The sequence below is a fragment of the Streptomyces sp. NBC_01261 genome (assembly GCF_036226385.1).
In the GTDB taxonomy this organism is placed as follows: Bacteria; Actinomycetota; Actinomycetes; order Streptomycetales; family Streptomycetaceae; genus Streptomyces.
On record NZ_CP108463.1, the window covers coordinates 544,741 to 570,264 of the forward strand.

20 protein-coding genes are annotated in these 25,524 nt (G+C 72.6%); 6 read left to right on the forward strand and 14 right to left on the reverse strand.

The features are described from left to right. Positions 1 to 43: 43 nt before the first annotated feature. Positions 44 to 3,106 (reverse strand): AfsR/SARP family transcriptional regulator, encoded by a 3,063-nt coding sequence (locus OG226_RS02250; RefSeq protein WP_329347586.1) that lies wholly within the window; start codon positions 3,104 to 3,106, stop codon positions 44 to 46. 400 nt (positions 3,107 to 3,506) lie between these two features. Between OG226_RS02250 and OG226_RS02255 the strand changes: the two genes are divergently transcribed. The 3 genes from OG226_RS02255 to OG226_RS02265 all read left to right on the forward strand — a co-directional run bounded on the left by OG226_RS02255 (position 3,507) and on the right by OG226_RS02265 (position 6,889). Further along, positions 3,507 to 3,872, forward strand: coding sequence for a nuclear transport factor 2 family protein (locus OG226_RS02255; protein ID WP_329347587.1), 366 nt, complete (start codon positions 3,507 to 3,509; stop codon positions 3,870 to 3,872). A 1,087-nt stretch (positions 3,873 to 4,959) separates the two neighbouring features. Further along, positions 4,960 to 5,991: a helix-turn-helix transcriptional regulator gene (locus OG226_RS02260; protein WP_329347588.1), complete on the forward strand. Its 1,032-nt coding sequence runs from the start codon at positions 4,960 to 4,962 to the stop codon at positions 5,989 to 5,991. 376 nt (positions 5,992 to 6,367) lie between these two features. Further along, positions 6,368 to 6,889 carry a hypothetical protein gene (locus OG226_RS02265; protein ID WP_329347589.1) on the forward strand — a complete coding sequence of 174 codons (522 nt, stop codon included), beginning with the start codon at positions 6,368 to 6,370 and terminating at the stop codon, positions 6,887 to 6,889. 321 nt (positions 6,890 to 7,210) lie between these two features. Here OG226_RS02265 and OG226_RS02270 read toward each other — a convergent pair whose 3' ends face one another. From OG226_RS02270 to OG226_RS02285, 4 genes are all read right to left on the reverse strand, one after another. Then, entirely contained in the window at positions 7,211 to 10,438 is a 3,228-nt protein-coding gene (locus OG226_RS02270; RefSeq protein ID WP_329347591.1) for a non-ribosomal peptide synthetase, read from the reverse strand. Then, on the reverse strand, positions 10,435 to 10,605 hold the full coding sequence (locus OG226_RS02275) for a hypothetical protein (protein ID WP_329347592.1): 171 nt from the start codon (positions 10,603 to 10,605) through the stop codon (positions 10,435 to 10,437). The genes OG226_RS02270 and OG226_RS02275 overlap by 4 nt, the downstream gene beginning before the upstream one ends. A 13-nt stretch (positions 10,606 to 10,618) precedes the next feature. After that, on the reverse strand, positions 10,619 to 11,854 hold the full coding sequence (locus OG226_RS02280) for an MFS transporter (protein ID WP_329347593.1): 1,236 nt from the start codon (positions 11,852 to 11,854) through the stop codon (positions 10,619 to 10,621). A 123-nt stretch (positions 11,855 to 11,977) separates the two neighbouring features. Further along, positions 11,978 to 13,687 (reverse strand): carbamoyltransferase family protein, encoded by a 1,710-nt coding sequence (locus tag OG226_RS02285; RefSeq protein WP_329347594.1) that lies wholly within the window; start codon positions 13,685 to 13,687, stop codon positions 11,978 to 11,980. A 252-nt stretch (positions 13,688 to 13,939) separates the two neighbouring features. Between OG226_RS02285 and OG226_RS02290 the strand changes: the two genes are divergently transcribed. Together OG226_RS02290 and OG226_RS02295 are read left to right on the forward strand one after the other, a co-directional pair. Then, a complete protein-coding gene (locus tag OG226_RS02290; RefSeq protein WP_329347595.1) occupies positions 13,940 to 14,830 on the forward strand; it encodes a GNAT family N-acetyltransferase in 891 nt (296 codons plus the stop codon). 12 nt (positions 14,831 to 14,842) lie between these two features. Next, positions 14,843 to 16,549 carry a CocE/NonD family hydrolase gene (locus OG226_RS02295; protein ID WP_329347596.1) on the forward strand — a complete coding sequence of 569 codons (1,707 nt, stop codon included), beginning with the start codon at positions 14,843 to 14,845 and terminating at the stop codon, positions 16,547 to 16,549. On the opposite strand, the gene OG226_RS02300 is transcribed toward OG226_RS02295, so the two are convergent. The 4 genes from OG226_RS02300 to OG226_RS02315 form a co-directional block, all read right to left on the reverse strand. After that, on the reverse strand, positions 16,534 to 17,604 hold the full coding sequence (locus OG226_RS02300; protein ID WP_329347597.1) for a glycosyltransferase: 1,071 nt from the start codon (positions 17,602 to 17,604) through the stop codon (positions 16,534 to 16,536). The genes OG226_RS02295 and OG226_RS02300 overlap by 16 nt on opposite strands. After that, on the reverse strand, positions 17,601 to 18,362 hold the full coding sequence (locus tag OG226_RS02305; RefSeq protein WP_329347598.1) for a class I SAM-dependent DNA methyltransferase: 762 nt from the start codon (positions 18,360 to 18,362) through the stop codon (positions 17,601 to 17,603). Before OG226_RS02305 ends, OG226_RS02300 begins: the two co-directional genes overlap by 4 nt. A gap of 31 nt (positions 18,363 to 18,393) precedes the next feature. Beyond that, positions 18,394 to 19,563 carry an ATP-binding protein gene (locus OG226_RS02310; RefSeq protein WP_329347599.1) on the reverse strand — a complete coding sequence of 390 codons (1,170 nt, stop codon included), beginning with the start codon at positions 19,561 to 19,563 and terminating at the stop codon, positions 18,394 to 18,396. Between the two features lie 71 nt (positions 19,564 to 19,634). After that, positions 19,635 to 20,312, reverse strand: a complete 678-nt coding sequence (locus tag OG226_RS02315; RefSeq protein WP_329347600.1) for a class I SAM-dependent DNA methyltransferase — start codon at positions 20,310 to 20,312, stop codon at positions 19,635 to 19,637. Positions 20,313 to 20,648: 336 nt separating this feature from the next. Here OG226_RS02315 and OG226_RS02320 point away from each other — a divergent pair, with 336 nt between their 5' ends. Beyond that, positions 20,649 to 20,996, forward strand: coding sequence for a hypothetical protein (locus OG226_RS02320; RefSeq protein WP_329347601.1), 348 nt, complete (start codon positions 20,649 to 20,651; stop codon positions 20,994 to 20,996). Here OG226_RS02320 and OG226_RS02325 read toward each other — a convergent pair. From OG226_RS02325 to vioC, 5 genes are all read right to left on the reverse strand, one after another. Next, the gene (locus tag OG226_RS02325; protein ID WP_329347602.1) at positions 20,968 to 21,633 is read right to left on the reverse strand and encodes a PIG-L deacetylase family protein; all 666 of its coding nucleotides are present in this window, start codon (positions 21,631 to 21,633) and stop codon (positions 20,968 to 20,970) included. The two genes, OG226_RS02320 and OG226_RS02325, sit on opposite strands and share 29 nt — an antisense overlap. Continuing rightward, positions 21,630 to 22,604, reverse strand: coding sequence for an NAD-dependent epimerase/dehydratase family protein (locus tag OG226_RS02330; protein WP_329347603.1), 975 nt, complete (start codon positions 22,602 to 22,604; stop codon positions 21,630 to 21,632). The genes OG226_RS02325 and OG226_RS02330 overlap by 4 nt, the downstream gene beginning before the upstream one ends. After that, positions 22,601 to 23,659 carry a Gfo/Idh/MocA family protein gene (locus OG226_RS02335; protein ID WP_329347604.1) on the reverse strand — a complete coding sequence of 353 codons (1,059 nt, stop codon included), beginning with the start codon at positions 23,657 to 23,659 and terminating at the stop codon, positions 22,601 to 22,603. The genes OG226_RS02330 and OG226_RS02335 overlap by 4 nt, the downstream gene beginning before the upstream one ends. Positions 23,660 to 23,729: 70 nt before the next feature. After that, on the reverse strand, positions 23,730 to 24,476 hold the full coding sequence (locus tag OG226_RS02340) for a GNAT family N-acetyltransferase (protein WP_329347606.1): 747 nt from the start codon (positions 24,474 to 24,476) through the stop codon (positions 23,730 to 23,732). Positions 24,477 to 24,483: 7 nt separating this feature from the next. Beyond that, positions 24,484 to 25,512 (reverse strand): arginine beta-hydroxylase, Fe(II)/alpha-ketoglutarate-dependent, encoded by a 1,029-nt coding sequence (gene vioC / locus OG226_RS02345; RefSeq protein ID WP_329347608.1) that lies wholly within the window; start codon positions 25,510 to 25,512, stop codon positions 24,484 to 24,486. Positions 25,513 to 25,524 lie beyond the last annotated feature (12 nt).

Genomic DNA, 25,524 nt, shown 5'->3' on the forward strand with positions numbered 1-25,524 from the left:
GTCGGGGTCCGCGCTCGGCACGTGCACGGCTACGGTGTCGGCGTCACCGGTCCTCGGCGGCGCCGTCGGCGGTCAACCGGGCGAGCAGTCCGGTGGCCCGGTCCTCCTCCTCGGCCATGCCGAGCCGGCCGAACACCTCCAGGGCGTCGGTGAGCAGCCCGCCGGCCTTCGCGGTGTCGTCGCCGCGCAGGGACAGGTCGGCGAGGTCGACGCGTACGGAGGCGGCGCCGGCCTGGTCGAGGATGTCCTCGCGCACGGACAGCGCGCGGGCGAAGTACGAGGCGGCCTCGGTGAGTTCGCCGAGGTGGACGTGGACCCGGCCGAGATCGTGGAGGATGTATCCCTCGCCGATCACGTCGCCGTCGTCCCGGACCATGCTGAGGGCTTCGGTGAACGCCTTGCGGGCGTCGGCGGGCTGCCCGCGGTACAGGTGCATCTGGCCCGCGCGCTGGAGCACCCGGGCCTGCCCGCCGAGGTATCCGAGGTCGCGCCAGATGTCCAGCGCCTCGTCGAGTTCGGCCTCCACCCGGCGGACGTCGCCGCGCCGCAGGAGTATGACCGAGCGCTGGACGAGGACGGAGGCGCGGGCCCAGGGGTCGTCGCCGCCGAAGTCCCGCTCGGCCCGCTCGAACAGGTCCAGCGCGGCGGTGTCGTGGCCGGCCAGCCGTTCCAGCAGGCCGAGGTCGCGGCGGCACAGCCCGAGCCCCTTGGCGTGGCCGAGTTCCTCGAAGAGGCCGACGGCGGTGGTCAGCGACCGGCGGGCCTCGGGCAGGTTACGGCGGTTCAGGTGCAGCGAGCCCAGCGAGGCGAGCAGGGCGGCCTGGCCGAGGAGGTTGCCGCTGCGGCGTACCGCGGTCAGCGCCTTGCGGTGGGTGCGGGCCCAGTGGTCGAGGTAGCCGCGGGCCTCGTAGAACGGGGCGAGGTTGACGGCGAGTTCCCAGGCGTAGCCGTCCTCGCCCTCCTGGGCGAGGCTCTCCACGGTCAGGCTGAGGTTCTCGCGTTCGGTGTCGAGCCATTCCAGGGGGCGGCCGAGGACGGTCCCGACATGGTCGGCGGGCGGGTTCCAGCGGAGGGCGGGTCCGTCGATGTAGCGGGTGCCGAGGACCCGCCGCTGCGCCTCGCCGACCAGCGCGAGCCAGGCGCCGCCCACCCGGCGGATCGCGTCCCGCCGTTCGGTCTCGTCCGATTCGGCGGCCAGCCGGTCCCGGGCGAACAGCCGGATGATGTCGTGGAAGCCGTAGCGCAGTTCCCCGGTGGCGTCGACCCCGGCGACGTCCAGCATCTGCACGTCGATCAGGGATTCCATGAGGTCGGACGGGTACGGGTAGGCGTCCCGCACGTCGAGCAGGGCGCCGCCGATCCAGCTGGGGAAGGTGGAGCCCTTGGTGAGGCTGAGCAGCCGCAGCAGGGTGCGGTCCCGCTCGGCCAGTCCGTCGTAGGTGAGGGCGAGACTGGCCCGTACGGTCATCTCGCCGTGGGTCAGTTCGTCCAGCCGGCGGCGTTCGTCCGCGAGCCGCTGCACCATCGAGGCGAGGGGCCAGTGCGGGCGGGCGGCCAGCCGGGCGGCGATGATGCGCAGGGCGAGCGGCAGTCCGCCGACGGCGGCGGCCAGTGCCCTGGCGGCCTCGGGTTCGCCGCCGACCCGGTCGGCACCGACAACGTTGCCGATGAGTTCCAGTGAACCCTGCTCGTCGAGAATGTCCAGAGTGACCCGGTGGGCTCCGGGGAGCGCGGTCAGCCGGGCCCGGGTGGTGACCAGCACCCCGCAGGAGTGGCCGCCGGGCAGCAGCGGGAAGATCTGCTCCTCGCCGACGGCGTCGTCGAGGACGACCAGGATGCGCCGGGCGGCGAGCATGCTGCGGTAGATCTCGCCCCGCTCCTCCAGGGAGTCCGGGATGGCGGGACCGGGCAGGCCCAGGGCGCGCAGGAACCGGCCGAGGATCTCACGGGGGTCGACGGGATCGGCCCGGCCGCCGCGCAGCTGGCAGTAGAGCTGACCGTCGGGGAAGTGGGACTCGGCGAGCCTGTGCGCGACCCGGGCCGCGAAGGTGCTCTTGCCGATGCCGGAGCGGCCGGTGACGACCACGATGCCTGGAGCCCGGACCGGCGAGGTGTTCGTGAGGACGCCCTCGACCTCGGCGACGAGCTGCTGGTGGCCGACGAAGTCCGCGGTGTCGACGGGGAGTTGGCGGGGGACGACGGCGCGGGCCGGAGTGCGGACGTCCTCGTCCGTGGCGGCGTCGGGCCCGAGGTCCGTGCCGGGCCCGCCGGGTGCCGGCTCGGTGCTGCGCAGGTGGGCGCCGTCCGTGTGCGCCAGCCGCAGGGAGGCGTCCTCTGTCAGGACGGCCTGCTCCAGGCGGCGCAGGTCCTCGCCGGGCTGGAGGCCCAGCTCGTCCATGAGCAGGGTGCGGCCCTGCCGGTAGGACTCCAGGGCCTCGGCCTGCCGGCCGGAGCGGTACAGGGCGAGCATCAACTGCCCGCGGAAACGCTCCCGTAAGGGGTTCTCGCCCACCAACCGGGCTATCTCGGCGGTCAGTTGGTGATGGCGGCCGAGCGCGAGCTCCAGCTCGATGAACGACTCGGTGGCCGCGAGGCGTTCCTCGTCGATGTGTTCGGCGACCCGGGCGAGCTCGTCGCTGGCGATGCCGTTCAGGCAGGGGCCGCACCACAGACCGACCGCCGCGCGCAGCAGGGCGGCGGCCTCGCCGGTGCGGCCCTCGTCACCGAGCACGGCGGCCTCGGCGACGGTGCGCCGGAAGACGTTCAGGTCGAGCGCCGCGTCGTCGATCTGGAGGACGTAGCCGGGCGGCCGGGTCTCGATGGTGGCCTCGACGGCGGCGGCCGCCAGGGTCTTGCGCATCCGGGAGACGCAGATCTGCACCTGGGTGCGGGCGGTCTCCGGGGGATCCTCGGCCCACAGCAGTCGGATGAGGTGGTCGCGGTTCTGGAGCCGTCCGCTCTCCAGGAGCAGGGCGGCGAGGATGACCTGCTGTCTGCCCGCCGTGACCGGCACCGTGCCCCGGCCGCCGAACACCTTTAACTCGCCCAGTACTTGAAAGGTGAATCCCACTGCCCGGTCACGCGACTCAAGGTGCACTCCGGCCATGAACCCTCCCCGTCACACACAGCAGGCCACAGTGCGCCTGACCGCAAAGTCTACGGCCCAAACGCAGCTGCCCACCGCCCTGAGCAGTAGCTGAACAGCGGTGACCAGGGGGTGGACCAGGGCATTGATCGGGGCTGTGACACGACCGGCCCGCCACCGGAGTGCCCGCCGCGTCCCGGGGTGGCCAGTGGTGACCACTATTCCGAGCAACGGGTGACCAGGTCACCGGGGCGGGATAGCGCGGTGATAGCGGTGGGACAGCGACCGGCCGGACGATCGCCCGGTGGGAGCCGTCGGCGCCGCCACACCTGTCCGCCGAGAGCGAGAGGTCGGTCATCCAGTCATGAACAGCGACAACTTCCCTATGCCACCAGCCGGTTCGAAGGTGACGGCAGCCTGCGTGAAGCATGTGATGCTCACCTATCACTACTTGGACATCGGGGACATCGATGGGTATGCCTCCCTGACGGAGCAGAACGTGACGCTGGACCACCCCGGCGCGCCGCCGTACCGGGGCCGGGACGCGGTGCTCGGCGCGCACGCGGCGCAGGCGACCCTGCTCAGGCGGCATGAGTTGGACACCGTCGTGGCCGACGAGGGCCGGGTGGTGGTTCTCGGCCGGGTGGTGCACCAGGCGCCGGGCACTGGCCAAGGGGCGGCGTACGGCGAGGACTTCGCGGACGTGTTCACCCTGTCCGGGCAGACCCTGGTCCGGGAGTGTCGACGCTATTACTACGCGCCCCCGTCGGGCGGCCTGCGGGCGTAGCCGGAGAACCCCGCGGCGGGGTGATTTCCTGTCCGGCACCGGACCGCCGGCGGTCCGGGCGACCGCCGCGGCACACGCTCGGGGAAAGGTCCGGGGCGGGGCGGCCGTGGTGATCGGTTTGCTGACGGCGCCATGGTCCGAACCGTGCCGCTCCCGGATCCGATCGGCCCGCGGAACGGCGGCCGGACTCCGGTGTTCCGGTGTCGGACCGCTCGCCCGCCCGGTCGGCCGGGGGGTCGCGGGAGCGTACGGGGAAGCGCGCGAAAGTGAACCGCGGGGCGCTTGAGCCGCGTTCGCGCGGCGGCCCGGACCGGGACGCGAAGGAGTTCGCCGTCTCCGCCGTACGGCGGAGGACTCCTCATGTCGCACCCCTCCACGGGTCCCGTTTTCCGCTGTCGCCGCGGACATTGCGCTTCCGCGACCTTCTGTACTTTTCAGTTTAGGGTCGAATCCGACCAGAAGACAGTCACGCGATCGCGCGACACGCGGTCGCTGGAGGGCAAGCGCAGAGGCCCGGACCGGCACACGCCATGACGGGCGGAAGCGCAGGTGGGAGTGCCGGCGGGAGAGGTCACCGAAAGCAGGGGCCGACGGCGGGCGGCGACGGACCGCGGCGCGGCGGCATTCATCCGGCGACAGCAAATGCCGGCCGGAAACCGTAGCCGACACGACCCACTCCAGGCCCATAATCCGGTAAAGGAATTCCTCGGGGAGTTACCTGCCAGGCGTGAAGCAAAAGGATCATCGAGCGGCAGAATTCGGGATGGGCGCGGCGAAAAGTATATCTCACGCCACATGTAGCCCACATGATCTTCGGAGGGTGTTCGGAGAAGCCGGCCGCACGCCGTTACCGGCGTATTCAACTACCCTTTGCCAGGTCGACTTCACCGCCGCCCGATTCGCGTTCGGCAACACCCGGCCACCTGACGGGCGCCTCCGCCCGGAGGATCTACACCCGGAGAGCATGGCAGCCGAAGATCCTCTAGAGACAACGATGCCTCTACGCGCATAGATCCATGTGCGGAAGATCACTCAACCTTGCCCAATCGACTCTGGATTCTTCACCAACTGTGCAAATACTGAATGAATGGACGAGCAGCAAAGGTCACCGGGGTCCCCTTCCATCGACGAAGACGACATCCTCGTCTACGGATGGCTTGTCGACGGAGGCGGAGGCCAGGCCGAACAGGCGGCCTCAGAGCTCGGAATCCCGCAGGAAAGAGCCGCTACCGCACTGAAGCGGCTGACCGCCTTCGGTCTTGTGAGACGCGCACGGAACACAGCGAGCGAGGTCGCGGTCGTGGACCCGGACGCGGTGGCAGCCACGCTGACCGCGCCGTTACGGGCCACCATCCGCCGCCAGGAGGAACAACTCGATCTGATCCACGGGAAGATAGACCGCCTACGCGACCACTTCTTCACCGGCCGCACCGGCAACCGCGACGTCACCGTCGAGGTGATCCCCACACTGGAGGAAGTCAGGGCCGCCCTGAACCGGGCGTCGGTCGAGTGCCGGGAGGAGGTGGTCAGCAGCCAGCCCGGCGGCAGCGGGCGGGTCCCGGAGGCGATGGAGGAGGCTCTGGGCCGCGACCATGCCCTGCTCTCCAGGAACGTGCGCATGCGCACCCTCTACCACCACACGGCCCGCTTCAACGCCCCCAGCCAGGCGTACGTGGCGGCGGCGACGGCGCTCGGCGCCGAGTACCGGACCGCGCATGAACTCTTCGGGCGCGTCATCATCTACGACAAGAGCCTCGCCTTCCTGCCCGAACAGACCGGCAGTTGGGGTGCGGTCGCGGTGCGCGAGCCCACCATCGTGGGCTATCTGCACGCGATCTTCGAGCAGCACTGGATCCGGGCGACCCCGTTCTCCGACGCCGCCCAGGACGGCCTGGAACGGGTGGCCAAGGAGATCCACCAGACCATCGTGGACCTGCTCGCCGCCGGGCTGAAGGACGAGTCGATAGCCCGTCGCCTCGGCATGTCGCTGCGCACCGCCCGCCGGCACATAGCCGACATCATGGAAGAGCTTGGCGCCGACAGCCGCTTCCAGGCAGGAGTGCTAGCCGCCCGCGCCCGACTGACGGAGCGTCCGCCGACCGGCAGTGGCGAGGAATAATGACTTGCGCGACCCGGACCGGTGGGCCAAAGTCGCGATCGTGGCAGGTGTCGGCGCCAACTCGGCGGCATCTGTACGGTGGTTCCGCCGCATCCCGCGTCGCGTATCGCCCGTGTGCTCGCGGCTTTCACCGCTCGTACCCAGGAGTCGCCGGGCCCGAGCGCCGGCCTCACGTCCACGCTGTTGCCGCCCCCGCATCCCCGACGGTGGTGACACGGCCGGTACGTCCCGCAGTTCCCTCGCGTCTCAGCCGCGAGCACACGCCGGAACACGAACGCTCACCGAATCCGGGCCCACACCACGTCGGCGGAGCGCTGCCTCCGAAAGGATTCCCCGCAGTGCCTCCGTGCGCCCCGGACCGCACGAGGAGAAGTGCATGGACGCAGCATCAACCTTCGAGGCCGACCTGGAGGCCTTCCTCACCGACATGGTGTGGACGTTCACCACCCACGGCGGCCGCAGCGCCGCGGTGGTCTGGCCGCGGGGTGAGGAAACCGTCGTCCCAGCCCTGGTCGCGGCCCACGGGCAGCACGGCTCGGCCCCGCGACACCCGGCGCTCGACCTCGCCGAACGCCTCGGCACGCTCGTCGGCCGCCGGACCCGTGCCACCTACCGCACAGTCGCGGCCGGGGACACCACCGACGGGACGCCAGTCGCGGCCGACACCTTCCTGCTGCCGCTGCGAGAGGCCGTCGAGGTGCGCCTCACCCCGCTCGGGACGGACTGGCCCGCCGAAGTCGGCCGGCTGAAGCACCGGCTCCGGGCGGGCGAAGTCCTCTACCTCCCGACGGGCTTCAGCCGGGCGCTGTCCGCGCGCAGTCAGGCGCTCGTGCTGGAACTGACCCTCTCGCGGCGGGAACCCGACCGGGTGGCGACGAACCTCGGCTCGCTGGTGTAGCGGGCGCCGGAGGAGTCCGGCAACCAGAGCCGGTCCGGACCCGGAGTGCATCTCCGTCAGGGTGACGGTGGCATCCGGTCCCCCCCGGCACCGCGCGCACCGTCCTGGCCACCAGGAAGACGGCGAGCCGACCGTCGCCGGTCCAGTGCTCGGGTCAGGGATCGCCTGCGCGGAGCACGGTGACGTCGCCGGACATGAGCGCCCGTCTCGGGAAGGCTGAAGGCTGGAAGCGGGACGGCGGCAGGGCGGGACGGGAAAAGCGGGGAAGCGACCGAGCCGGACGGTCCCGGGCGGCGCGGTGCGCGTGCTGCTCGGGACCGGTCAGTGCCGGCCGCCGGGGGCCGGGGTGGCCTGGTCGGCCAGGGCGCGCATGTCCGGCAGGTCGAAGACGTCCTCCACCTCCAGGCGCAAGCCCTCGGCACGGACGAGCGCGGTCATCCGGAGCGCGGTCAGGGAGTTGCCGCCCAGGTCGAAGAAGTTCTCCTGGCCGACGATCGGCCGGTGGAAGATCTTCTCGGCCGCGGCAAGCACCACGCCCAGCGCAGGGTCCTGCGCCCCGCCCGCGGCACCGGCGCCGGGCGCGCCCGCCATGCAGGGGGCATCGGCGGAGGCGGTCCGCGGACCGCCCTCGGACAACGGCCCGGCGGCCGGCCCGTCCGCCCCGGCAGCGGCCGCCTCGCAGGCGGTCCGCACGGCGAGCCGGTCCGCCTCGCCGTTGCTCAGCCGCGGCAGGGCGTCCAGGACGACGAGTTCGGCGGGCAGCATCGCCTCCGGGACCTCGGCCACCAGCCGCCGCCGGACCTCCGCCGGGTCGAAGGAGACGGAGCCGACCACCGTGACGGCTGCGACCAGCCGCACCCGCTCGGGATCTCCGCCGTCCAGCACGACGGCGACGGCCTCACGGACGCCCGGCAGGGCCAGCAGCCGCTGCTCCAGTTCGCCGGGTGCCACGCGGTGGCCGCGGATCTTCACCTGGTCGTCGTCGCGGCCTCGGAAGTACAGGCGGCCGTCCGGTCCCGCGCACACAAGTTCACCGGTTCGGTAGGCGCGCGCCCCGTCGATCGTGGCCATCACGGTGAACCGCTGCCGGGTCGCCTCGGGACGGTTGAGGTAGCCGGGCGCCACCGAGTCGCCGGTGACGAGCAGTTCGCCGACGACGCCCTGGGGCACGTCGTGGCCGTGCGGATCGGTCACCAGCACCCCGCTGTTGGGCAGCGGCCGGCCCAGGGGCACGTCGGTGCCCTCGTCGCCGCGGACCACGTGGTAGGTGGCCCACACGGTCGCCTCGGCGGGGCCGTACATGGTGACGAAAACAGTGTCCGGGTAGGCCGCGCGCAGCCGTTGCAGGAGCGTGCCGGGCAGCCTTTCGCCGCCCAGCAGCCAGTAGCGCGGTGCGACGTCCCAGCGGCCCAGCGGGTGGCGCAGCTCCCGTGCGGTCAGCAGTTGGCCGGCCCGGGCGGGGGTGCACTGGCGGTGCTCGAACGGGCGCCGGTCGGCGGCGTTCTCGCGGGCGTCGGGCAAGCGCAGCTGGACGTGTCGGCCGTGGGTCAGCGGCCAGAACATCTCGACGTAGGAGGTGTCGACCGACGGCGAGGTCTCGGCCAGCCAGTCGCCCTCCGCGGCGCCGGGCAGGGCCAGTGTCATCGCCCGAAGGAACGCGGCCAGGTTGTGGTGGGTGACGGTCACGCCCTCGGGGCGGCCCGGGGTGTACATCGGACCGGAGGTGTACACCAGATAGGCGGGTTCGTCCGGTCCGGGTCGGCCGCCGGGTCGCGCGGTGCCGGCGTCCGGCCGCGGAGGCAGGGCGTCGGTGGTGAGGACGTCCCGTTCGGGTGTCCCGGACAGGAAGGGCGCACCGGCCGTGCCGCGGCCGCACACCACCAGCGCGGACGCCGAGTCGGCGAGTACGAACCGATTGTGTTCAGCGGGGCCGCCGGGGTCCACCGGCACGTAGCAGAGGCCTTCCTGCCAGACCGCCAGCGCGGTCGCCACCTGCCAGGTGTCGTGGCCGCAGGCGGCGGCGACCCGGGTGCCCCGGGGCAGTTCCCGGGACCGCAGCGCGGCCCGCACCCGGATCACGGCGGCCGTCAACTCGTCGTAGCTCCAGGCGCGTTCGCCGTCGCTGACGGCCGGGGCTCCGGGCGCCTGGGCGGCGGCGCGCTCGACGAGTTCGACGACGGAGGGAGCCGGTGCGCCGGCCGTCGGCGGGTGACCGCCGAGGTTCCGCCGCACCTCGGCGGTGCTCGCGGCGTCCAGCAGCGCGAACTCCCCCACCCGCAGCTCGGGTCGCGCGGGCAGGTCGGTCAGGGCCCGGACGACGGCCGAGGCGAGCTGCGGGGCGGGCGGCCAGGGGACGAGCCCGCTGCGCCAGTCGAAGAGGATCAGCCCGTCCTCGGGGCCGAGCGCCATCTCGACACTGAGCGGGGCGCCGGGCTCCGCGGACCATCGGGCCGCCGACGCACGCTCGTCGGTGCCGGGCGGCAGGGAGCCGTCCCGGAAGGCGAGCACCAGATCGGCGTTGGTGCGGTTGCCGGGGCCGGCGACGTCGTCCGCCCCGGCGCGGCCTCCGACGGACGCGAACTTGCGGCCGTGCAGGGCCGGCGACTCTGCGTGGACCCGCTCGACCAGTTCGCCGAAGGTGTCGGCCGCGGAGCAGGGGATGGTGGTGGGCACGACGTTGAGGTAGAGGCCGACGGCGTCGAAGCCGACCGCGCTCAGGTCGCGCAGGGTCATCGGCACGCCGACCACAGGGGTGCGGTCCGGTGCCAGCCGGTGCAGCGCGGCCAGGACGGCCGCGTGCGCCACGGAGACGGCGGAAGCGCGGGCCCGCCCGGCCGCCAGCCGCAACGCGGCGACCGTCCCGGGTTCCAGCCGCACCGCGTGGTGCGCGCGCTCCCAGGGGTCTCCGCCAGGACGACACAGCAGCGGCGCGTCTGTCGCGCCGGAGCCGGCCGGCCGGAGCGGTGCCCCGTCGCGCGGACGCGGCGGCAGCGCCTTGCGCGAAGCCTCCAGCAGCGCCTCCTGGGCGCGCCGGTAGCGGTCGGTGTCGTCCTCGGGGACAGCGTCGGGGTCCGCGAGGAAGTGCCGCAGCGCCCGGCCGACGAGCAGTACGGAGTGCTCGTCGACGAGGGCGTGGTGCACGCGCAGGGCCAGTACCGGGCCGCTGCCGCGCAGGTCCAGACGGGCCGTCAGCAGGACGGGCCCGATCGGTGCGAGACCGTCGGGGTCCGGGTCGTCGTCGTGGAGGGTGACCCGGACGGTCTCCTCGGGCAGATCGTCGTAGCCGCGCAGCTCCTGCACGAGCCGGTCGGGGGTGTCGTGGTAGCGGACGCGCAGGGCCGCGGTCGAGCGCAGCAGGGCGGTCCAGGCGCGCTGGGTCTCGGCGAGGCCGACCACACCCGCCGCCCCGCCGGCTCCTTCGGCGTCCAGCGGGACGCGGACGGCCAAGGTGCCGACGCGGTGCCGGTCGGACTGCAGAGAGGCGATCAGCTGGGCCGCCTGCTGCGGGTTCGCCTCCAGCGTGGGTGCCGGACGCGAGGCGGAGTTCATCGGGTCTCGCCGCCGGCCGCCGTGCCGTCGAGCACGGAGCCGATCAGTCGGTGGGCCAGGTCCAGCCGCTCCCCGCGGGACGGTGACGCACCGGAGGTGAGACCGAGGGCCTGCTCTACGCCGTCGGCCACGCTCTCCACGACGGCGGCGGCCGTGTTCGTTGTCATGCGTCGCTCTCCTTCATGAGGGTCGCTCGACGGCGTCGGCCCGTGCCGGAGGAGGGGGCTCGTCGGACCGCGGTGGTGGGACGTCGTGCGCGGCGTCCGGGCGCAGGGCCAGCCGGACGGCCAGCAGCAGCACCGGTACGGCGGTGAGGGCGACCAGTACGGCCGCGGAGGCCCAGCGAGCCGCGAGGCCGAGGGTCAGGAAGACGCCGAGGGCGACGGCCTGGGCGCCAAGGCCGGCGACCGAGGTGACCGTGGCGCGTGCGGGTCCGGAGATGGCGTGCTGGAGCCGGGTGCCGGCGACGATCTGGGCCAGTCGCAGCACCCAGTAGAACGCCGCGATGCCGAGGAACCCGGCCGGGCGGCCGGTGAGCGCTCCGGCGGCGAGGGCCGCGCCACCCGCGCCGAGCAGCACCGCCAGCAGTCGGTCGTCGGCCCCGGCCATGCGCCCGCCGGCGAAACCGCCCGCCGCCATCGCCGCCCAGGGCAGCAGCAGGAGCAGTGGTACGGCGGCGGCGGGCGTGCCGGCCTCGCGGGCCAGCAGAGGAAGGTACTCGTCCACCACGCCGAGGCCGGTGAGGGCCGCGACCAGCAGGACGGCGGAGCGCACCCGCGGGGTGTCACGGGCCTCGGCGAGCCCGGCGCGCAGCACGGTCAGATAGCCATGTGGCCCGGGTTTCGGTTCCGGTTCCGGTACCGGCTCAGGGTCCGGTACCGGGCCGGGGGTCCGGCGGCCGAGGCCCAGGGCGGTGGGAACGGCGAGGAGGGTGAACAGGACGGACACCCAGCCGGTCGCGGGGTAGCCGCCGAGCAGGACCAGCGGCGTGGCGGCCAGGGAGCTGGCCGCCAGCGAGCACGCCTGGACGGCAGCCATCCGGCTACTGATCCGGGCGTACTGTCCGGCCCTGCCCTCGGCGGCGAGCCCGTCGTAGAGCAGGGACTGGAGTGTCCCGGAGGTGAGGGCGGTGCCCGCACCCCACAGGACGAATCCGGCCGCGAACGAGCCGAGCGAGGGCAGCGCGGTCCACAGGGCGAATCCGGTGCACTGCGCGAGCGCCGCGGCGGCCAGCACGCGGTGGCGGGGGAAACGGTCGGCCAGAGCCCCGGAGGGCACCTCGCAGACGAAGGTGGTGATCGTCCACACCGCGAAGAGAACTGACAGCTCTTCCGTGGAGACCCCGTGCGAGGTCATCAGCAGGGCGTAGACGGCGTTCAGCGGGAGGAGTTCGGTCAGGCCTGTGTAGAGGTACACCAGGCCGACGCGGAAGGAGCCGGAGGACGGCGGTTGGGGAATTCGGACCTAATAAGGCATGGGAGGACGCTAGCACGAAGGCGTCCGGCTGACAGGAGGATCGGGTGCGCGCGGCACCGGGGTTCAGTCGGTGCGGCGGATCAGGAACGGGCCGAGGGCCAGTGCGTCCAGGGGGCTGCGGGCGAAGGTGGCGAGGGCGTCGGCGGGGGTCCACACGACCGGCTCGTCGCGGCCGTTGAACGAGGTGTTGAGCACGACGGCGTGTCCGGTGTGCTCGGCTACCCGGCCCAGCAGCCGGTGGTAGAGCGGGTCGTCCTCGGCGGTGACGGTCTGCGGGCGGGTGGTGCCGTCGACGTGGATCACGGCGGGCATCGCGGCCCGCCCCGCGTCGGGTACGGGGGTGGTGACGATCATGTAGGGCAGCGGTGTGCCGTCACCGAGCAGGGCGGGGGCCTCCTCCAGCCGCATGCTGGGCGCGAACGGCCGCCACCACTCGCGGTCCTTGACCGTGAGGTTGATGCGGTCGCGTTTGGCCACCGGGAACGGCGCGGTCACGATGGAGCGGTGGCCCAGGGCCCGGGGGCCGCCCTCGCCGCGTCCCTGGTGCCAGCCGACGATCTGGCCGCGGCCCAGCAGTCCGGCCACCGTGTCGGCTATGTCCTCGTGCTCGGTGTGGCGGACGCCCTGCTTGTGCAGCACTCGGCGGACGGCGTCGGCGTCCCACTGCTCGCCCCAGGCGAGGGTGCCGGTCATCGGCGTGATGGCTTCGCCGTGCTGGGCGGCCACCCAGCCGGCGGCGCCGAGGCTGACGCCCTGGTCGCCGGCGAGCGGCTGCACGAACAGGTCGCGCACCTCGGGCAGCCGGGCGAGCTTGCCGTTGAGGGTGGCGTTGAAGCCGACGCCACCGGCGACCAGAAGGGTGTCCTGGCCGGTCTCGCGCAGCAGCCGGCGGGCCATGGCGACGACCGAGCGCTCCAGTGCCTCCTGGGCGGTGGCCGCGAAGTCCCGGTACTCGTAGGGGTCGCGCTCGGTGCGCCGGATGTAGCGGCCGCTCCCCCGGTCGTAGTGGCGGCAGGTGCGGTTGGGCGGCAGCGCGCTGGTCTTCTCCAGGTGGGCGAGCCACAGCCGCAGGGTGTCCGTCTCCTCGTCGGTGCTGCCGGTGGACAGCAGGGTGCGCGGCACCGGTCCGACGGCGTAGCCGTCGTCGAGGAAGCTGAGGCCGCCGCCGAAGGTCAGGTCGCCGGGGGTGCCGTAGGGGGCGAGGCCCATGGCCTTGCCGGCGGCGTCGGCGCCGAGGCCCGAGTACTGGCAGACGGCGGCGTAGAAGTAGCCGAGGGACCAGCCGGGCGGGACGGCCTCCAGGACCTTGAGCTCGCCGCCGACGGCCGAGGCCAGCGTGGCGCTCTCGCACTCGCCCTGGCCGTCGAGGACCAGGACGGCGCCCTGGTCGCGGCCGGAGAAGTAGTAGGCGCTGGCCGCGTGGGCGGTGTGGTGCGGGACGAAGACCAGCTCGGGGTCGCGACCGCGGGGGAAGTACTCACGCGGGAACAGGAAGTCCAGCGCCCGCGCGCTGTCGGGGAACCAGTCCAGGCCGCGCCGGGTGAGCAGCGAGGGCATGTCCCAGCCGTGGGCGACGACGTCGATGTCCTCCAGGGCGAGACCGCCCTCCTGAAGGCAGAAGGCGGCGGCGTGCAGCGGGGCCTCGCCGTAGCCGTGCTTGTGCCGGGTGAAGCGTTCCTCCTCGGCGAACGCGACCACCTTCCCGTCGACCAGGAGGCAGGCGGACCCGTCGTGGCTCGCGCCCGGCCAGCCGTTCACACCAAGAATTCGCATGGCAAGTCATTCCCTTCGTACGGACCGTGCGGCCCGGTAATTGACGGACGACGACCTGTGCGCTAGAAATTAGCAGCGATACCGCGCCGAAGAAATAGGCGCCGGACTTTTTCCTTCTCTGGTGCCGCACCGGGCGGAAATCCGCCGGTCAGCTCGACCGACTCTGAGCCGTTACCCGCTTTTCTGCATGCCTCGAAAACCGCTGGACATTTCCGATTTCCATGCGCGAGAAACCAGAAGAAAGGGCACGCCATGCTTCGTCTGATCATGCACCCGGAAAGCACCGCCGACGTTCCTGACCAGGCGGATGTCCCGGCCGAGGACTTCCACCAGAGCGCCGACCGGTTCCGGCTGCTGTCGGGGCGCGGCGATCCCGTACGACTGCTGCGTGCGGGCCGCCCCGGCGGCCGGTGGGCCGCGACACTGCTGGAGGACGGCGGTCAGGACGGCTGGTTCATGTGGAAGGGGCCGGCCGGACACCCGGACCCGGAACTACTGTCTGCCCTGCTCAGCGGCATCGCCCAGCTCGGTCCGGCCACCTTGGTGCTGCTTCCGGAATGGGACTTCCCCGAGGTTCTGGCAGCAGCCGGGTACCGGCCCGGCCCGCCCTACGCCACCGGTCTCGTCCCCACCGGCGGCGGCGACGAGGCGATCCTCGCCCGGATGCGCCCGAGCACCCGCAGCCGGGTGCGCCGGGCGCTGCGCAGCGGACTGGAATTCGCCGACGACCCCGGCCGGATCGCCGAGTTCTACGATTTCTACGCACCGGCGATGATCCGCGCGAATTCACCCGACCTCGCCCCCCTCGACCTGCTGCACGATCTGCTGGAACATGCGTCGGTCCACCTTTTCACCGCGCTGCACGAGGGTCAGGTGGCGGCCGGTTCCATATGCTTCCGCAACAAGAATTCATTGGAAGCCCGCTTTGTGGCTACACATCCGGACCACCGCGTCGACGGCTCGATGAACTTCGTGCATTTCGAGACCATCAGGCGGGCGGCCGCCGAAGGACTGGAGCATTTCGACCTGAGCGGCATATCCACCGGTGAGGTGGACGAGAAGACGGCCGGGATCAACCGGTTCAAGCTCGGGTTCGGCGGCGAGGTCCTGCACTACCCCACCTACACCCGGTCCGCCGGCTGACAGGAGATGCCCGTGCGACTCGTGATCGAACGGGACGTGCCCGTGCCCATGAGCGACGGCGTAGTGCTCCGGGCGGACGTGTACCGCCCGGACACCGTCCGCCCGCTGCCGGTTCTCCTCCAGCGGACCCCGTACGGCAAGGGGGCCTCGGCGGGGGGCCGCTCCCTGGACTGGATGCGGCTGGTGGAGGCCGGGTACGGCCTCGTGGTGCAGGACGTGCGCGGCCGGTACGCGTCCGAGGGTCTCTTCCGGCCGTTCGCCGACGACGCCGCGGACGGCCGGGACACCGTCGGGTGGGCCGCAGGCCAGGACTGGTGCGACGGGACCGTCGGCATGATCGGGCGGTCCTACGAGGGTGTCGCGCAGTGGCACGCGGCAGCCGCCGCGCCACCCGCGCTGCGGGCCCTCGCCCCGCACGTCGCCGCCGCCGACCCCTACGAGGGCTGGACGTACCTGGGCGGCGCCTTCCAGCTCGGGTTCTGTCTGCACTGGGTGCTCGGCGACCTGCTGCACGGACAGGTCGAGCGGGCCGGCGGCACCGCCGCGGACGTCCGTGCGGTGGCCGAGGCGCTGGACAACATCGACGAGCTCTACCGGGCGCCGTGGCGGGCGCTGCCGCTGCTGGACCGGCTCGCCCCCTACTACCGCGAGTGGCTGGAGCACCCCGGCCCCGACGCCCACTGGAGCGGGCTGACCGCCGTCCCGGACAGGGAACGCCCCCCGGCGCTGGTGGTCGGCGGCTGGTACGACATCTTCCTGCCGGGCACCCTGCGCATCCCTTCGCCCCGGTCCGGCGACCGCCTGCTGATCGGCCCCTGGTCGCACTGCGTGACCGGCGGCGTGTTCCCCGAACGGCGTTACGGACTCGCCGCCGACGAGGCGGAGTTCGACATGACGGCAGCCCATCTCGCCTTCTTCGACAGGCATCTCAAGGGCGGGAGGGAGGAAGCCGGGCCGCCGGTGGAGGTGTTCGTGAGCGGGGCGGACCGCTGGGTCGCCCCCGCCGGTCCGCCCGGCGCGGACAGCGTCCCGCTCGCGCTGCACCTGGACAGCGACGGCGACGCCCGTACCCGGCACGGCTCGGGCGTGCTGCGCCCCGGCCCGCCGCGCCGGGAGGTCACGGACGTCTACCGCTACGACCCCCGCGACCCCGTCCCGACCGCCGGCGGGGCCACCTGCATGACCGGCATGCTCGTCGGCGCCGACTGCGGCCCCCTGGACCAACGCGCGGTGGAGGACCGCCCGGACGTGCTCTGCTACACCGGACCCCGGCTGGACGCGCCCCTGGTGGTGTCCGGACAGGTCGTCGCCGAGCTGTACGTCTCCTCGTCCGCGCCGGACACCGACTTCACCGCCAAGCTGGTCGACGTGCGTCCGGACGGCCGCGCGGAGATCCTCTGCGACGGCGTCGTCCGGACCGGGCACCGGGCCCGGCTGGACGGGGTGCGTCCGCCGCTCCCGGACACGGTGCACGCGCTGCTCGTGGAGGCGGGGACCCTCGTGCACGTCTTCCGGCCCGGTCACCGGGTCCGATTGGAGGTCTCCAGCAGCAACTTCCCGCGTTTCGACCCCAATCCGAACACCGGCGGCACCCCGCTGACCCTGGCGGACGCCCCGGTGGCCACGGCCGTCAACCGGGTCCACCACGGACCGGGCCGGCCTTCGCGGCTGCTGCTCCCGGTCCGTCCCGACCTGCCGGACGCTCACGACGCGGCCTGAGACGACGGTGCGGGCTTCGGGTCGCCGCCGGGCCGGAACACGGTGAGGTCGGTGAGCGGCACGATCCGCCGCCCGGCCCGAAGGTGCGCCCGGCGCAGTCGCTCACGCTGGACGGGCGTCAGCTCGGTGCAGTGCTGCGGGATCGCGCGCAGCATCCGGGCGCGGGCGGCGGTCGCCGGGTAGCGGGGCCGCACGCCGTAGGGGTCGCGCACCAGGTGATACAGGGTGCCGGTGTGGAACGCCGCCTTGAGCAGGGCGTAGTAGGCGGCAGCCCCGATCCCCTTGTGCCGGGCACATCCGGCGAGCGTTCGAGACGCCTCGTACAGCCGCCACAGCACCGGCACGGCGGGGGTGGTGAAGACACCGGTCTCCTGGGCGATGCCCTCGCCGACGCCGTAGCGGAAGTAGCTGCGCATGTTCTGGAGGCCGACCTGGGCGTCGTGGAAGATGCGGGCCTCGGGGACGTGCCGGACGGGGATGCCGGCCAGCTGGAGCCGGAAGTCGAACTCCCGGTCCTCGCACCAGTGGATCAGGCCGTCGAAGTGGTAGCCGCCGATGTGCTCGACGATCGCCCGGTCGTAGATGAGCGGCGGGGACAGGGCGCTGACGTACTCGCCCTCGTCGTACTCGCGCACCCGGGCGGTGAGCCGGCTCATCAGGCTGCCGGACTCGCCGTACACGACCTGGCCCTTGACCACCGGGTCGGTGGCGACGGCCGCGGCCATCATGCGGACCACGCCGGGGGCGAAGGTGCAGTCGGAGTCCATCAGCAGCAGATAGCGTCCGCTCGCCGCCTCGGCACCCGCGTTGTAGGCGGCGCCGAGGTTGCCCGCGTCGGGTATCTCGGTGACGGTCAGCGGCCTCGGGTGCTCGCGCAGCACCCGGCGGATCTCGTCGGTGGCACCGTTGAGCGCCAGCACTATCTCCACGTCCTCGTCGACGGAGTCGATGCAGTCCAGGATGCGCAGGTCGTCGCGGAGTGCGATGACCACGCTGGTGCTCGCCAGCACCCGTTCGGTGCGCTCCTCGCCGGGGGCGGCCTCGTCGGCGGTCATGCCTGCGCCCCGGTGTCCGGGACGCCCTGCTCGTCCTTGCGCAGCACGTAGACGTGGGTGGTGTGGCCGGGGGTGAAGCCGTCGCCGTCGATGTCGCGGACCCGGACCGTGCGCAGGCCCGCGGTCCGGCCCAGTTCCTCCATGGTGAACGGGTCGACGACGTACTGCACATGGGTCTCGCGCCAGAGCAGGCCGTCCGCCCCGTACAGGGAGAGCACCGAGCGGCTGCGGGCCAGTACGGGGTCCCAGCGGTGGGTGCGGTGCAGCCGGACGCCGTCGCGGGTCTCCTCGTGCTCCAGGTTCCGCCAGTCCTCCTGGAGGACCTTGCGGGAGGAGTAGTCGAAGACCAGGTGGCCGCCGGGGCGCAGGGCGGCGGCGGCGTTGCCCAGGCACTCGGCGAGGTCGGCGGCGGTCAGGTAGTTGAGGGCGTCGAACCCGGAGACCACGAAGTCGTAGGAGTCGGGCTCGGCGGCGAAGCGTGCCATGTCGCCGACGATGCGCAGCTCGGGCGGTATGCCGCCGTGCTCCAGCATGGCCGCCGAGCGGTCCAGCGAGGTGACCTCGCCCTGCGGCGCCAGGTCGGCCAGTACCCGGCTGCCCATACCGGTGCCGGCGCCGAGGTCGAGGATGCGAATGGGGCCGGGGGCGGCCAGCTTGGCCAGTTCGGCCCCGATGCCCAGGCGCCAGGTGTCCTCGGCCATGGCGCCCTCGAACAGTTCGTAGGTGTCGGACCAGTGGTCGTACGCGGTGGTGGTCATCGGTATTCCCTTGTCGGAGGGTGGAGCGCGGTCAGGGTGCGAGGGCGGCGGGTCGGTCGGTGAGGCGCAGAGGGAGGCGGGACAGCATCCGGGTGGCGAGGGCTTCGGCGGCGGCGGTGTCCGGGCCGCTGGTGATCGCGCCGGCCAGCACCTCGTCGCCGCCGCGGTAGGGCGGCAGCACGGTGCCGGGGGCGAGGTCCAAGCCCCAGAAGACGTCGTGGACGCCGGGGGTGCGGGCGAGTTCGGCCAGGTCGCCGACCCATTCGACGGTGCCGCCGTCGGCGGGCAGATAACGCTGTACGACGGCCCGGTCGCGGGTGGGGCGCAGTTCCTCCTCGGCGAGCGGGCGGCCCAGGGCGAGGCGGACGGCGTTGGGCAGCGGGTCGACGCCGGTGGCGAGCGGCATGACCTCGGTGGCGATGCGGGCGCCGGTCAGCCGGCAGGTGATCTCCAGCAGGTACACCCGCCCGTCGAGGGTGCGCAGGATGTCGGTGTTGACGACGGCGGTGCTCAGCCCGAGCGCGTCGACGCCCTGCTGGACCGTGCGCACCACCTCGGCGCGCTGTGCCTCGTCCAGGACGGAGGGCAGGGTGTCGCCGCCCTCGAAGAAGTGCGGGAAGAATCGCTCCTTCTCGCCGTATTCGCGGTCGGCGAACCCGGTGACGCGCAGCCGGCCTTCGACGGCGAACCCGGCCACGGTGTGCTCGGTGCCGGTCAGGTACTCCTCCACGACGACCCGTCCGGTCGGGCTCAGGGCAAGGGCCCGCTCGACGGGTTCCCGCGCGGTGCCGCGGTCGTCCAGCTTGGCGACGCCCAGGGAACCGGTGCGGTCGCTGGGTTTGACGACGGCGGGCAGTCCGATCCGGTCCAGCGCGGCGAGGGCGGCGTCGGCGGTGGTGGCGACGGCGAACCGGGGCACGGGCAGTCCGGCCCGGTCCAGGGCGGCGATCCGGCGGTCCTTCAGGGTGCACAGGTCGGCCACCTCGACGGGCACGCCGGGGCAGCCCAGTTCGGCGGCCAGCCGGGCCACGACCGGTGGATTGTCGTATCCGAGGGTCATGACGCCGGATATTATTCCCGGCCGTTCCGCACGAATCGCCGACAGCACACCGGCGAAATCGTCGGGGTCGGCCTTCAGGAATATATCGGCGTTTTTCTCCACGCGTTCGGTGATCTGGTCCGCGACGACCAGGATACGCATTCCCATTTCCTTCACACGGGCGAGCGACCTGTCCATTCCGGAGCCGATCCCGCATATCAGGAGAGTGTCGGTCACCTGGCCACGTACCAGACGCGCTGGGTGTCCTCGCGCAATGGCTCACGGTCGAGCCCGGCGTACGTGTCCACGCCGGTGAAGCCGGCCGCGAGCAGGGCACCGGTGACCGCTGCCGGGTCGTGGCCGCGCTGCGGATGGGTCTCGTGGACACGGTGCCAGCCGCCGTCGGGGGTCCGGCGCACGACGGTGACCGTGGTGTCCACGCGGCCGGTCGCGGCGTCGTAGGGGTTCTCCCAGACCTCCAGGATGTCCTCGGTGTTCTGCTCCACGAACACCCGTCCGGCCCAGGCCCGTTCGACGAACCAGGCGGGGTGCGCGTCGAACACGGCGAGGCCGCCGTCCTCGGTCGCGGCCCGCAGGGTGCGGGCGGCGAGCTCCAGGTCGCCCGCACCGACCATGTAGTTGACGGTGTTGTAGGTGCAGGTGACCACGGAGTGGCGCCGGTCGCCGCGGTAGTCGCGCAGGTCACCGCGGACCAGGTCGACGGCGACTCCGGCCCGCCGGGCGGCCGTGTCGGCGTGCCGCAGCATGGCGGGCGACTGGTCGACGCCGGTCAGCCGGCCGAAGGAGTCGGCCAGCGCGATCAGCAGCGTTCCCGTGCCGCAGCCCAGGTCGAGCAGCGACCCGCTGCCCGCACGGTAATGGGAGATAAGGTCGGGGAGCTTTTTCGACACTTCCTCCGTGAAATCAAGATAGGGTGCTTCGGCATAAACATCGGCATACTCTCCGAAGAAATTTGCGCCTGCTTCATATTGCGTCACGACTGCCCGCCCAATTCAGTAGACTCGATTACCATTCCTGGCACTTCCAGGCACGCCATTTCCCTTTCCTTTTCGGAAGGAGAATGCGCGTGCGCACCGCGAACGAGAGCCGTCACGAGGCGCTGCGCCTCGCCGTCGAGAGTCACGAGACCAACGGCAGTCGCGCGGTGGGCACGTTCGACGGCCGGCTGCCGCCGGAGACCTGCGCGCTGCTGATCCCGGCGCCCCGAGGGGCACCTGCCGGACCTGGTGGCCTCCTCGCTCGCCCCGAACCACCTGGGCCGGTTGCTGGAACGCCCGTGGACCTTCTTCAACGTGGCACCCGACGGCGGGAGCGGCGGCAACCGCGAGGCCGGCGGTGCGGCGGTGGAGCCGACCGAGGTGCCCGGTGACCGGTATCAGATCGAGAGCGCGGAGGTGTTCGCCCCGGTTGCTCATGAGTTCACCTCCCTGGTGCTCAGGTTCCTGGCTGCTCGGGACTCGGCGATCGCGGACGTGCTGCGGGCGGACCGGGTCGCCCGGCGGGACCGGTCCGGGGGCCGCACGGTCGGCCCCCGGACCAGCCGGTTCAGGGCCCGGTGCCGGCCATCCGGATGACCTCGAAGGCCTCGCTGTGGCCCCGTCCGGTGCTCGTGACGGCCCGGTAGGACGCCAGTCCGCGTACTGCCTCGTCCCAGGCGGCGTGCCGCAGTTGGGAGCGGTAGCAGCGCATGGCCTCGACCTTCAGCTCGATCTGGTCGGTGACGTCCTCGGTGTACTGGACTTCTCCCAGCGGGGCCCAGATCTCGTAGCCGAGTACGAGGGACGGCGGCGGCGCGGGCGGCCCGGCCTCCTCGAAGAAGTCGGACTCCGCCATCCACAACGACTCCAGGCCGAGCCGGTGCACGGCCCGGTGCTCCATGTCGCCGTCGTCGCGGTGCGGCAGGTACACCCGGTCAGGGCGGACCTCGCGCAGCACCTTGACGATGGCGAGGTGCAGCTGCCGGTCGGCGGCGAAGTCACGGGACGGCGCGTCCAGCGTGATGCACCGCTTGACGCCGAGCACCCGGCAGGCGTCGGTGGTCTCCGCCGCGAACTCCTCGTCCGCGACCTCGCGGTCGGCGAGTCCGCGTTCGCGGCGGATCACGATGACCACGGTGACCTCAGCGCCGGACTGCGCCAGCTTGGCGATGGAGCCCCCGCACCCGATGACCTCGTCGTCCGGATGCGGAGCGATCACCAGGACCCGGGTCACCGGCCGACCCCGCCCGGTACCCCGTACCCGGCCCAGCGCGCCCACTCCGCTGTCCGCGTCATGCCCTCGTCCAGGGTGGTCAGGGGCACGGCCAGGAGGCGCGCGGCGAGCGCGGCGTCCATACGGGCGGGGCTGGCGTAGAGCGCCTGCTCCCAGTCCGGGACGGCCCCGCCTGCGGGGGTACCGTCCGGCGCGGGCAGGCCGCGGATGCCGCGCAGCCGGTCGAAGAACTCGCCCCAACTCGGCTCGTCGGGCCCGCCCACGAGGAACTTCCGCCCGGCCACGGCGGGTTCGGCGAGCGCGGCCAGCACGGCGTCCACGACGTCGTCCACATACACCGCGTTGCAGGCGCCGCCCGCACCGGTCACCGCCAGCTCCTCGAACTCCTCGGCCGGGCGGGTCAGTTGGGCGACGGTCCACTGTCCGCCCCAGGGGCCGTAGACCACGCCGGGCTGGAGGACGACGGTCTCGGGTCCGTCGCCGTGCGCGGCGAGCACCAGCCGTTCGGCGGCGGCCTTCTGCTGCTCGTACTCGCGGTCGTCGGCGTCCGCACCGAGCGGCGGAGCGGTCTCGTCGAAGCGCGCCAGGCCGGAGGTGTCGTACACGTCGACGGTGCTGAGGTGCACCAGCCGCTCCACGCCCGCGAGTTTGGCCGCGGCGAGCAGGTTCGCGGTCCCCTCGACGGTGGTGCGCCAGCGGTCGTCGACCTCGCCCTGCGACCCGAACGCGCAGTGCACGACCAGGTCGCAACCGTGCAGGGCCTTGCGCAGGCTCTGCGGGGAGTCCAGGTCGACGGCCTGGAAGGTGAGCCGCTCCTGCGGCAGCACGGAGAGCCGGGCGGCTCGGCCGTAGCCGCGTACCAGGGCCCGGACCTCGGCCCCGGTGCCCAGCACCAGCCGCTCCACCACGCGTCCGCCGATGAACCCGCTGGCACCGGTGACCGCGACACGCCTGCCCGCGAAGTCGTTCATACCGTGCTCCTCGAAGTCGTTCCGGTCAGCCAGGGCTGGGCCAGCGGACGTCGCGCGGGCCCCGCGTAGCACTGCTCGATCAGCCGGGCGACCCGCAGGCCGTCCTCAGCGGTGGCGTGCGGCGCCACGTCCGCGCCGGAGCACACGTCGGCGAAGTTGCGCAACTGCTCGACGAAGAGGTCGTCCCACTCGTCCTGGGCGGGCGGCACGGCGCTCACGTCGCCGCGGTGCAGTTCCTCGCCGGAGGCGGTGATCAGGGTGCACTCGCCGGCGGGGAAGTCGGTGCCGACACTCACCTCGGCGGCCGTGCCGGTCACGACACAGCTGATGCCGAGGGCACGGACCCGGCTGAGCTCCAGCACGGTCTCCACTCCCCCGATGCGCAGGGTGGCGACGGCGTCGGCCTCGACCCCGCCGAGGCTGTCGTCGACGTAGTCGACCACCTCGACGTCCGGGCCGAGCCACCACAACAGGATGTCGAAGACGTGGGAGGCCGTGTCGGTGAGGACGCCGCCGCCCGCGAGACCGCGGTCGAACATCGACCAGGAGACCGGCTCCCAGCTGTAGGGGTGACCCTCGGTCCAGCGGACCCGGGTGACGGTGCCCAGGTCGCCGTCCTGGATGAGCCTGCGCACCCAGTCGTTGGCGGGGAACAACCGCCGGGGGTGGGCCATCAGCAGGCGGGTGCCCCGGGCGGCGGCCGCGGCGGCGGCGAGGGCCTCGGCGTCGGCGGCGGAGGTCGCCATCGGCTTCTCCAGCAGCACGTGCTTGCCGCGGGTGAGCAGGTCGCCGGCGACGGCGGCGTGCGCGGTGTGCGGTACGGCGACCACGGCGGCGTCGAAGGCGTCGGCGGCCTCCTCCACCGAGCGGGCGATCAGCACGTCCTCGGCGGTACCGCCCTGGTCCGTGTACCACTTGAGGGCGGCACGGGCTTGCTCGGGGTCCGGGTCGATCAGGGCGGTGAGCCGGATCTGCGGGACGTTCGGCAGCGAGGTCAGGTGACAGGACCGGGCGGCGGCTCCGCAGCCGACGACGGCCAGTCGCAGCGGTGGCATGGGACTCCTCAGGTGTGGGTGTTCCTCGGGTGTGGTCGTTCCTCAGGTGTGGTCGTAGGAGTGCGGCGGATCAGGTGGCCGGGTGGATCACCCAGAAGTTGGGCTCCGCGTAGACGCCCTCGCCGTCCGCGGAGACCTCCAGGGGGGCGAGGGCTCCCGGTACGAGGTGACGAGCCGGGCCGGGCAGCGGGTGACCGGTGATCTTCTCCCAGCGGGCGACGGGCTGGCTGATCACCAGCGAGCGGTCGCAGGGCGCGAGCAGTTCGGCGCCCAGCGCGGCGTGGGTGGCCAGCCAAGGGTCGAACGGTGTGCCGTCCGGCCGCTTCCAGCGGGCGTAGTCGGCCATGGGGACGAGCGGGTAGCGGGCCTTGCGGGTGGGGCGGACCGGGATGACGACGCCGCGCAGGCCTGCGGCCCGCGCCTCGTCCCTGGCCCGGGTCAGCAGCTCCTCGGCGAGGCCGCTGCCGCGCAGCCGGTCGGAGACGCTCACCGAGAGCATGCACAGCGCGTCGGCGCGGGCGGCAGGTCCGTCGAACGCGGAGACCAGCACGTCGTCGGAGCCCCCGGGGAGCCCGTCGACCGTGCCGTCCCAGGGGACCGGCAGGCCGTTGGCGGCGGCCACCAGCCGACCCTCCTCGTCCAGCACACAGACCTGGTGCGCGGGGTGGGTGTCGTAGAGCCGGTGCCAGCGCCAGTTGCCGGGCGACTCCCAGCTCATGAACGGGGGCATGTTGTCGGTGATCAGCCGGTCGACGGCCGACTCCAGCTCCGGTGCCCGCTCCAGACTGGTGACCGTGAGGGCCGACAGGTCCGCCATGGCCGCCTCAGCCGATCAGCCGGTTGCCGGCGCTCGCCCGCATGGTCCGGGAGCGGCGTAGGTCATGGGTGACGTTGATGCGCTTGAGCCAGCGGTCGGTGCCGTCGTAGCGGGCGGTGAAGGGCACTCGGCCGTGGACCACTCGGTGGTTGTTGACGACCAGGCAGTCGCCCTGCTCCAGGGCGACCTCGCGCAGCCCGGAGTCGACGACCGCGATCAGGTGGTCGAGGGCGCGACGGGCTTCCGGATCGTCCTCGGGGACCTCCATGAAGAACGGGTCCAGCCGCAGGTACGGCTCCTGGCGCGGGCCGAACAGCGCGGCCACCGGGCGGCGTTCGTCAATCAGCCGCTCGATGGTGGCGAACCGCTCGGAGTCGCCGCCGGAACGGGCGGAGTTGTTCTTGGGCAGGTGCGACTCGTCGGGGGCGATGTGGAAACGCTCCTCGAACAGCACCTCCAGGTCGTCCTCGGAGAGCGAACCGCCGGCGTACGAGCCCACGGTGGTGGCGACCTTGTCGGGGTTGCGCAGGGAGGCCAGCACCAGGTAGTCGCCGCGATGCGGGTGGAAGGCGTCCTCGGTGTGCCAGGTCAGCAGCTCCTTGCTGCCGAGGCCGAGCTGATCGTTCTCGTGGCTGCGGACGGGGAAGATGTCGTGCACCAGCCGGCCGTCCTGCTGGGTGGTCCAGCCGAACGGCTCGCCGAGCAGGCCCGCGTACAGCAGGACGAGTATCTCCTCGGGGAACTCCCGGTTGGGGCGGGGACGCCCGCGCCAGTGCTCTGGGGTTGGGCCGATGCGGTCCTGGTCGAAGAGGTGCCCGCTGACCACGCAGTAGCCGGTGGGCTCGTCGATGGCGAAGGTACGCAGGAAGCGCTGGGTGCGTACCGGGAGGTCCGCGGCGAGACGGGGCAGATCGAGCAGGAGGGCCGGGTCGTGGTCGCCGGTGTAGCGCTCCGCGGCACCGATCGTGAGCTCGGCCGTCCGCTGCGCCTCGTCCGGGGTCAGCATCAGGACGCGCTCCTCGGAGGGTGTGTCCATGGCAGTTCAGTC

Coding starts and splice junctions, on each gene's coding strand:
- OG226_RS02250 (WP_329347586.1), bottom strand. CDS start 3,106: ATGGCCGGAGTGCACCTTGAGTCGCGTGACCGGGCAGTGGGATTCACC.
- OG226_RS02260 (WP_329347588.1), top strand. CDS start 4,960: ATGGACGAGCAGCAAAGGTCACCGGGGTCCCCTTCCATCGACGAAGAC.
- OG226_RS02265 (WP_329347589.1), top strand. CDS start 6,368: ATGGACGCAGCATCAACCTTCGAGGCCGACCTGGAGGCCTTCCTCACC.
- OG226_RS02270 (WP_329347591.1), bottom strand. CDS start 10,438: ATGAACTCCGCCTCGCGTCCGGCACCCACGCTGGAGGCGAACCCGCAG.
- OG226_RS02275 (WP_329347592.1), bottom strand. CDS start 10,605: ATGACAACGAACACGGCCGCCGCCGTCGTGGAGAGCGTGGCCGACGGC.
- OG226_RS02285 (WP_329347594.1), bottom strand. CDS start 13,687: ATGCGAATTCTTGGTGTGAACGGCTGGCCGGGCGCGAGCCACGACGGG.
- OG226_RS02290 (WP_329347595.1), top strand. CDS start 13,940: ATGCTTCGTCTGATCATGCACCCGGAAAGCACCGCCGACGTTCCTGAC.
- OG226_RS02300 (WP_329347597.1), bottom strand. CDS start 17,604: ATGACCGCCGACGAGGCCGCCCCCGGCGAGGAGCGCACCGAACGGGTG.
- OG226_RS02305 (WP_329347598.1), bottom strand. CDS start 18,362: ATGACCACCACCGCGTACGACCACTGGTCCGACACCTACGAACTGTTC.
- OG226_RS02310 (WP_329347599.1), bottom strand. CDS start 19,563: ATGCGTATCCTGGTCGTCGCGGACCAGATCACCGAACGCGTGGAGAAA.
- OG226_RS02330 (WP_329347603.1), bottom strand. CDS start 22,604: ATGAACGACTTCGCGGGCAGGCGTGTCGCGGTCACCGGTGCCAGCGGG.
- OG226_RS02335 (WP_329347604.1), bottom strand. CDS start 23,659: ATGCCACCGCTGCGACTGGCCGTCGTCGGCTGCGGAGCCGCCGCCCGG.
- OG226_RS02340 (WP_329347606.1), bottom strand. CDS start 24,476: ATGGCGGACCTGTCGGCCCTCACGGTCACCAGTCTGGAGCGGGCACCG.
- vioC (WP_329347608.1), bottom strand. CDS start 25,512: ATGGACACACCCTCCGAGGAGCGCGTCCTGATGCTGACCCCGGACGAG.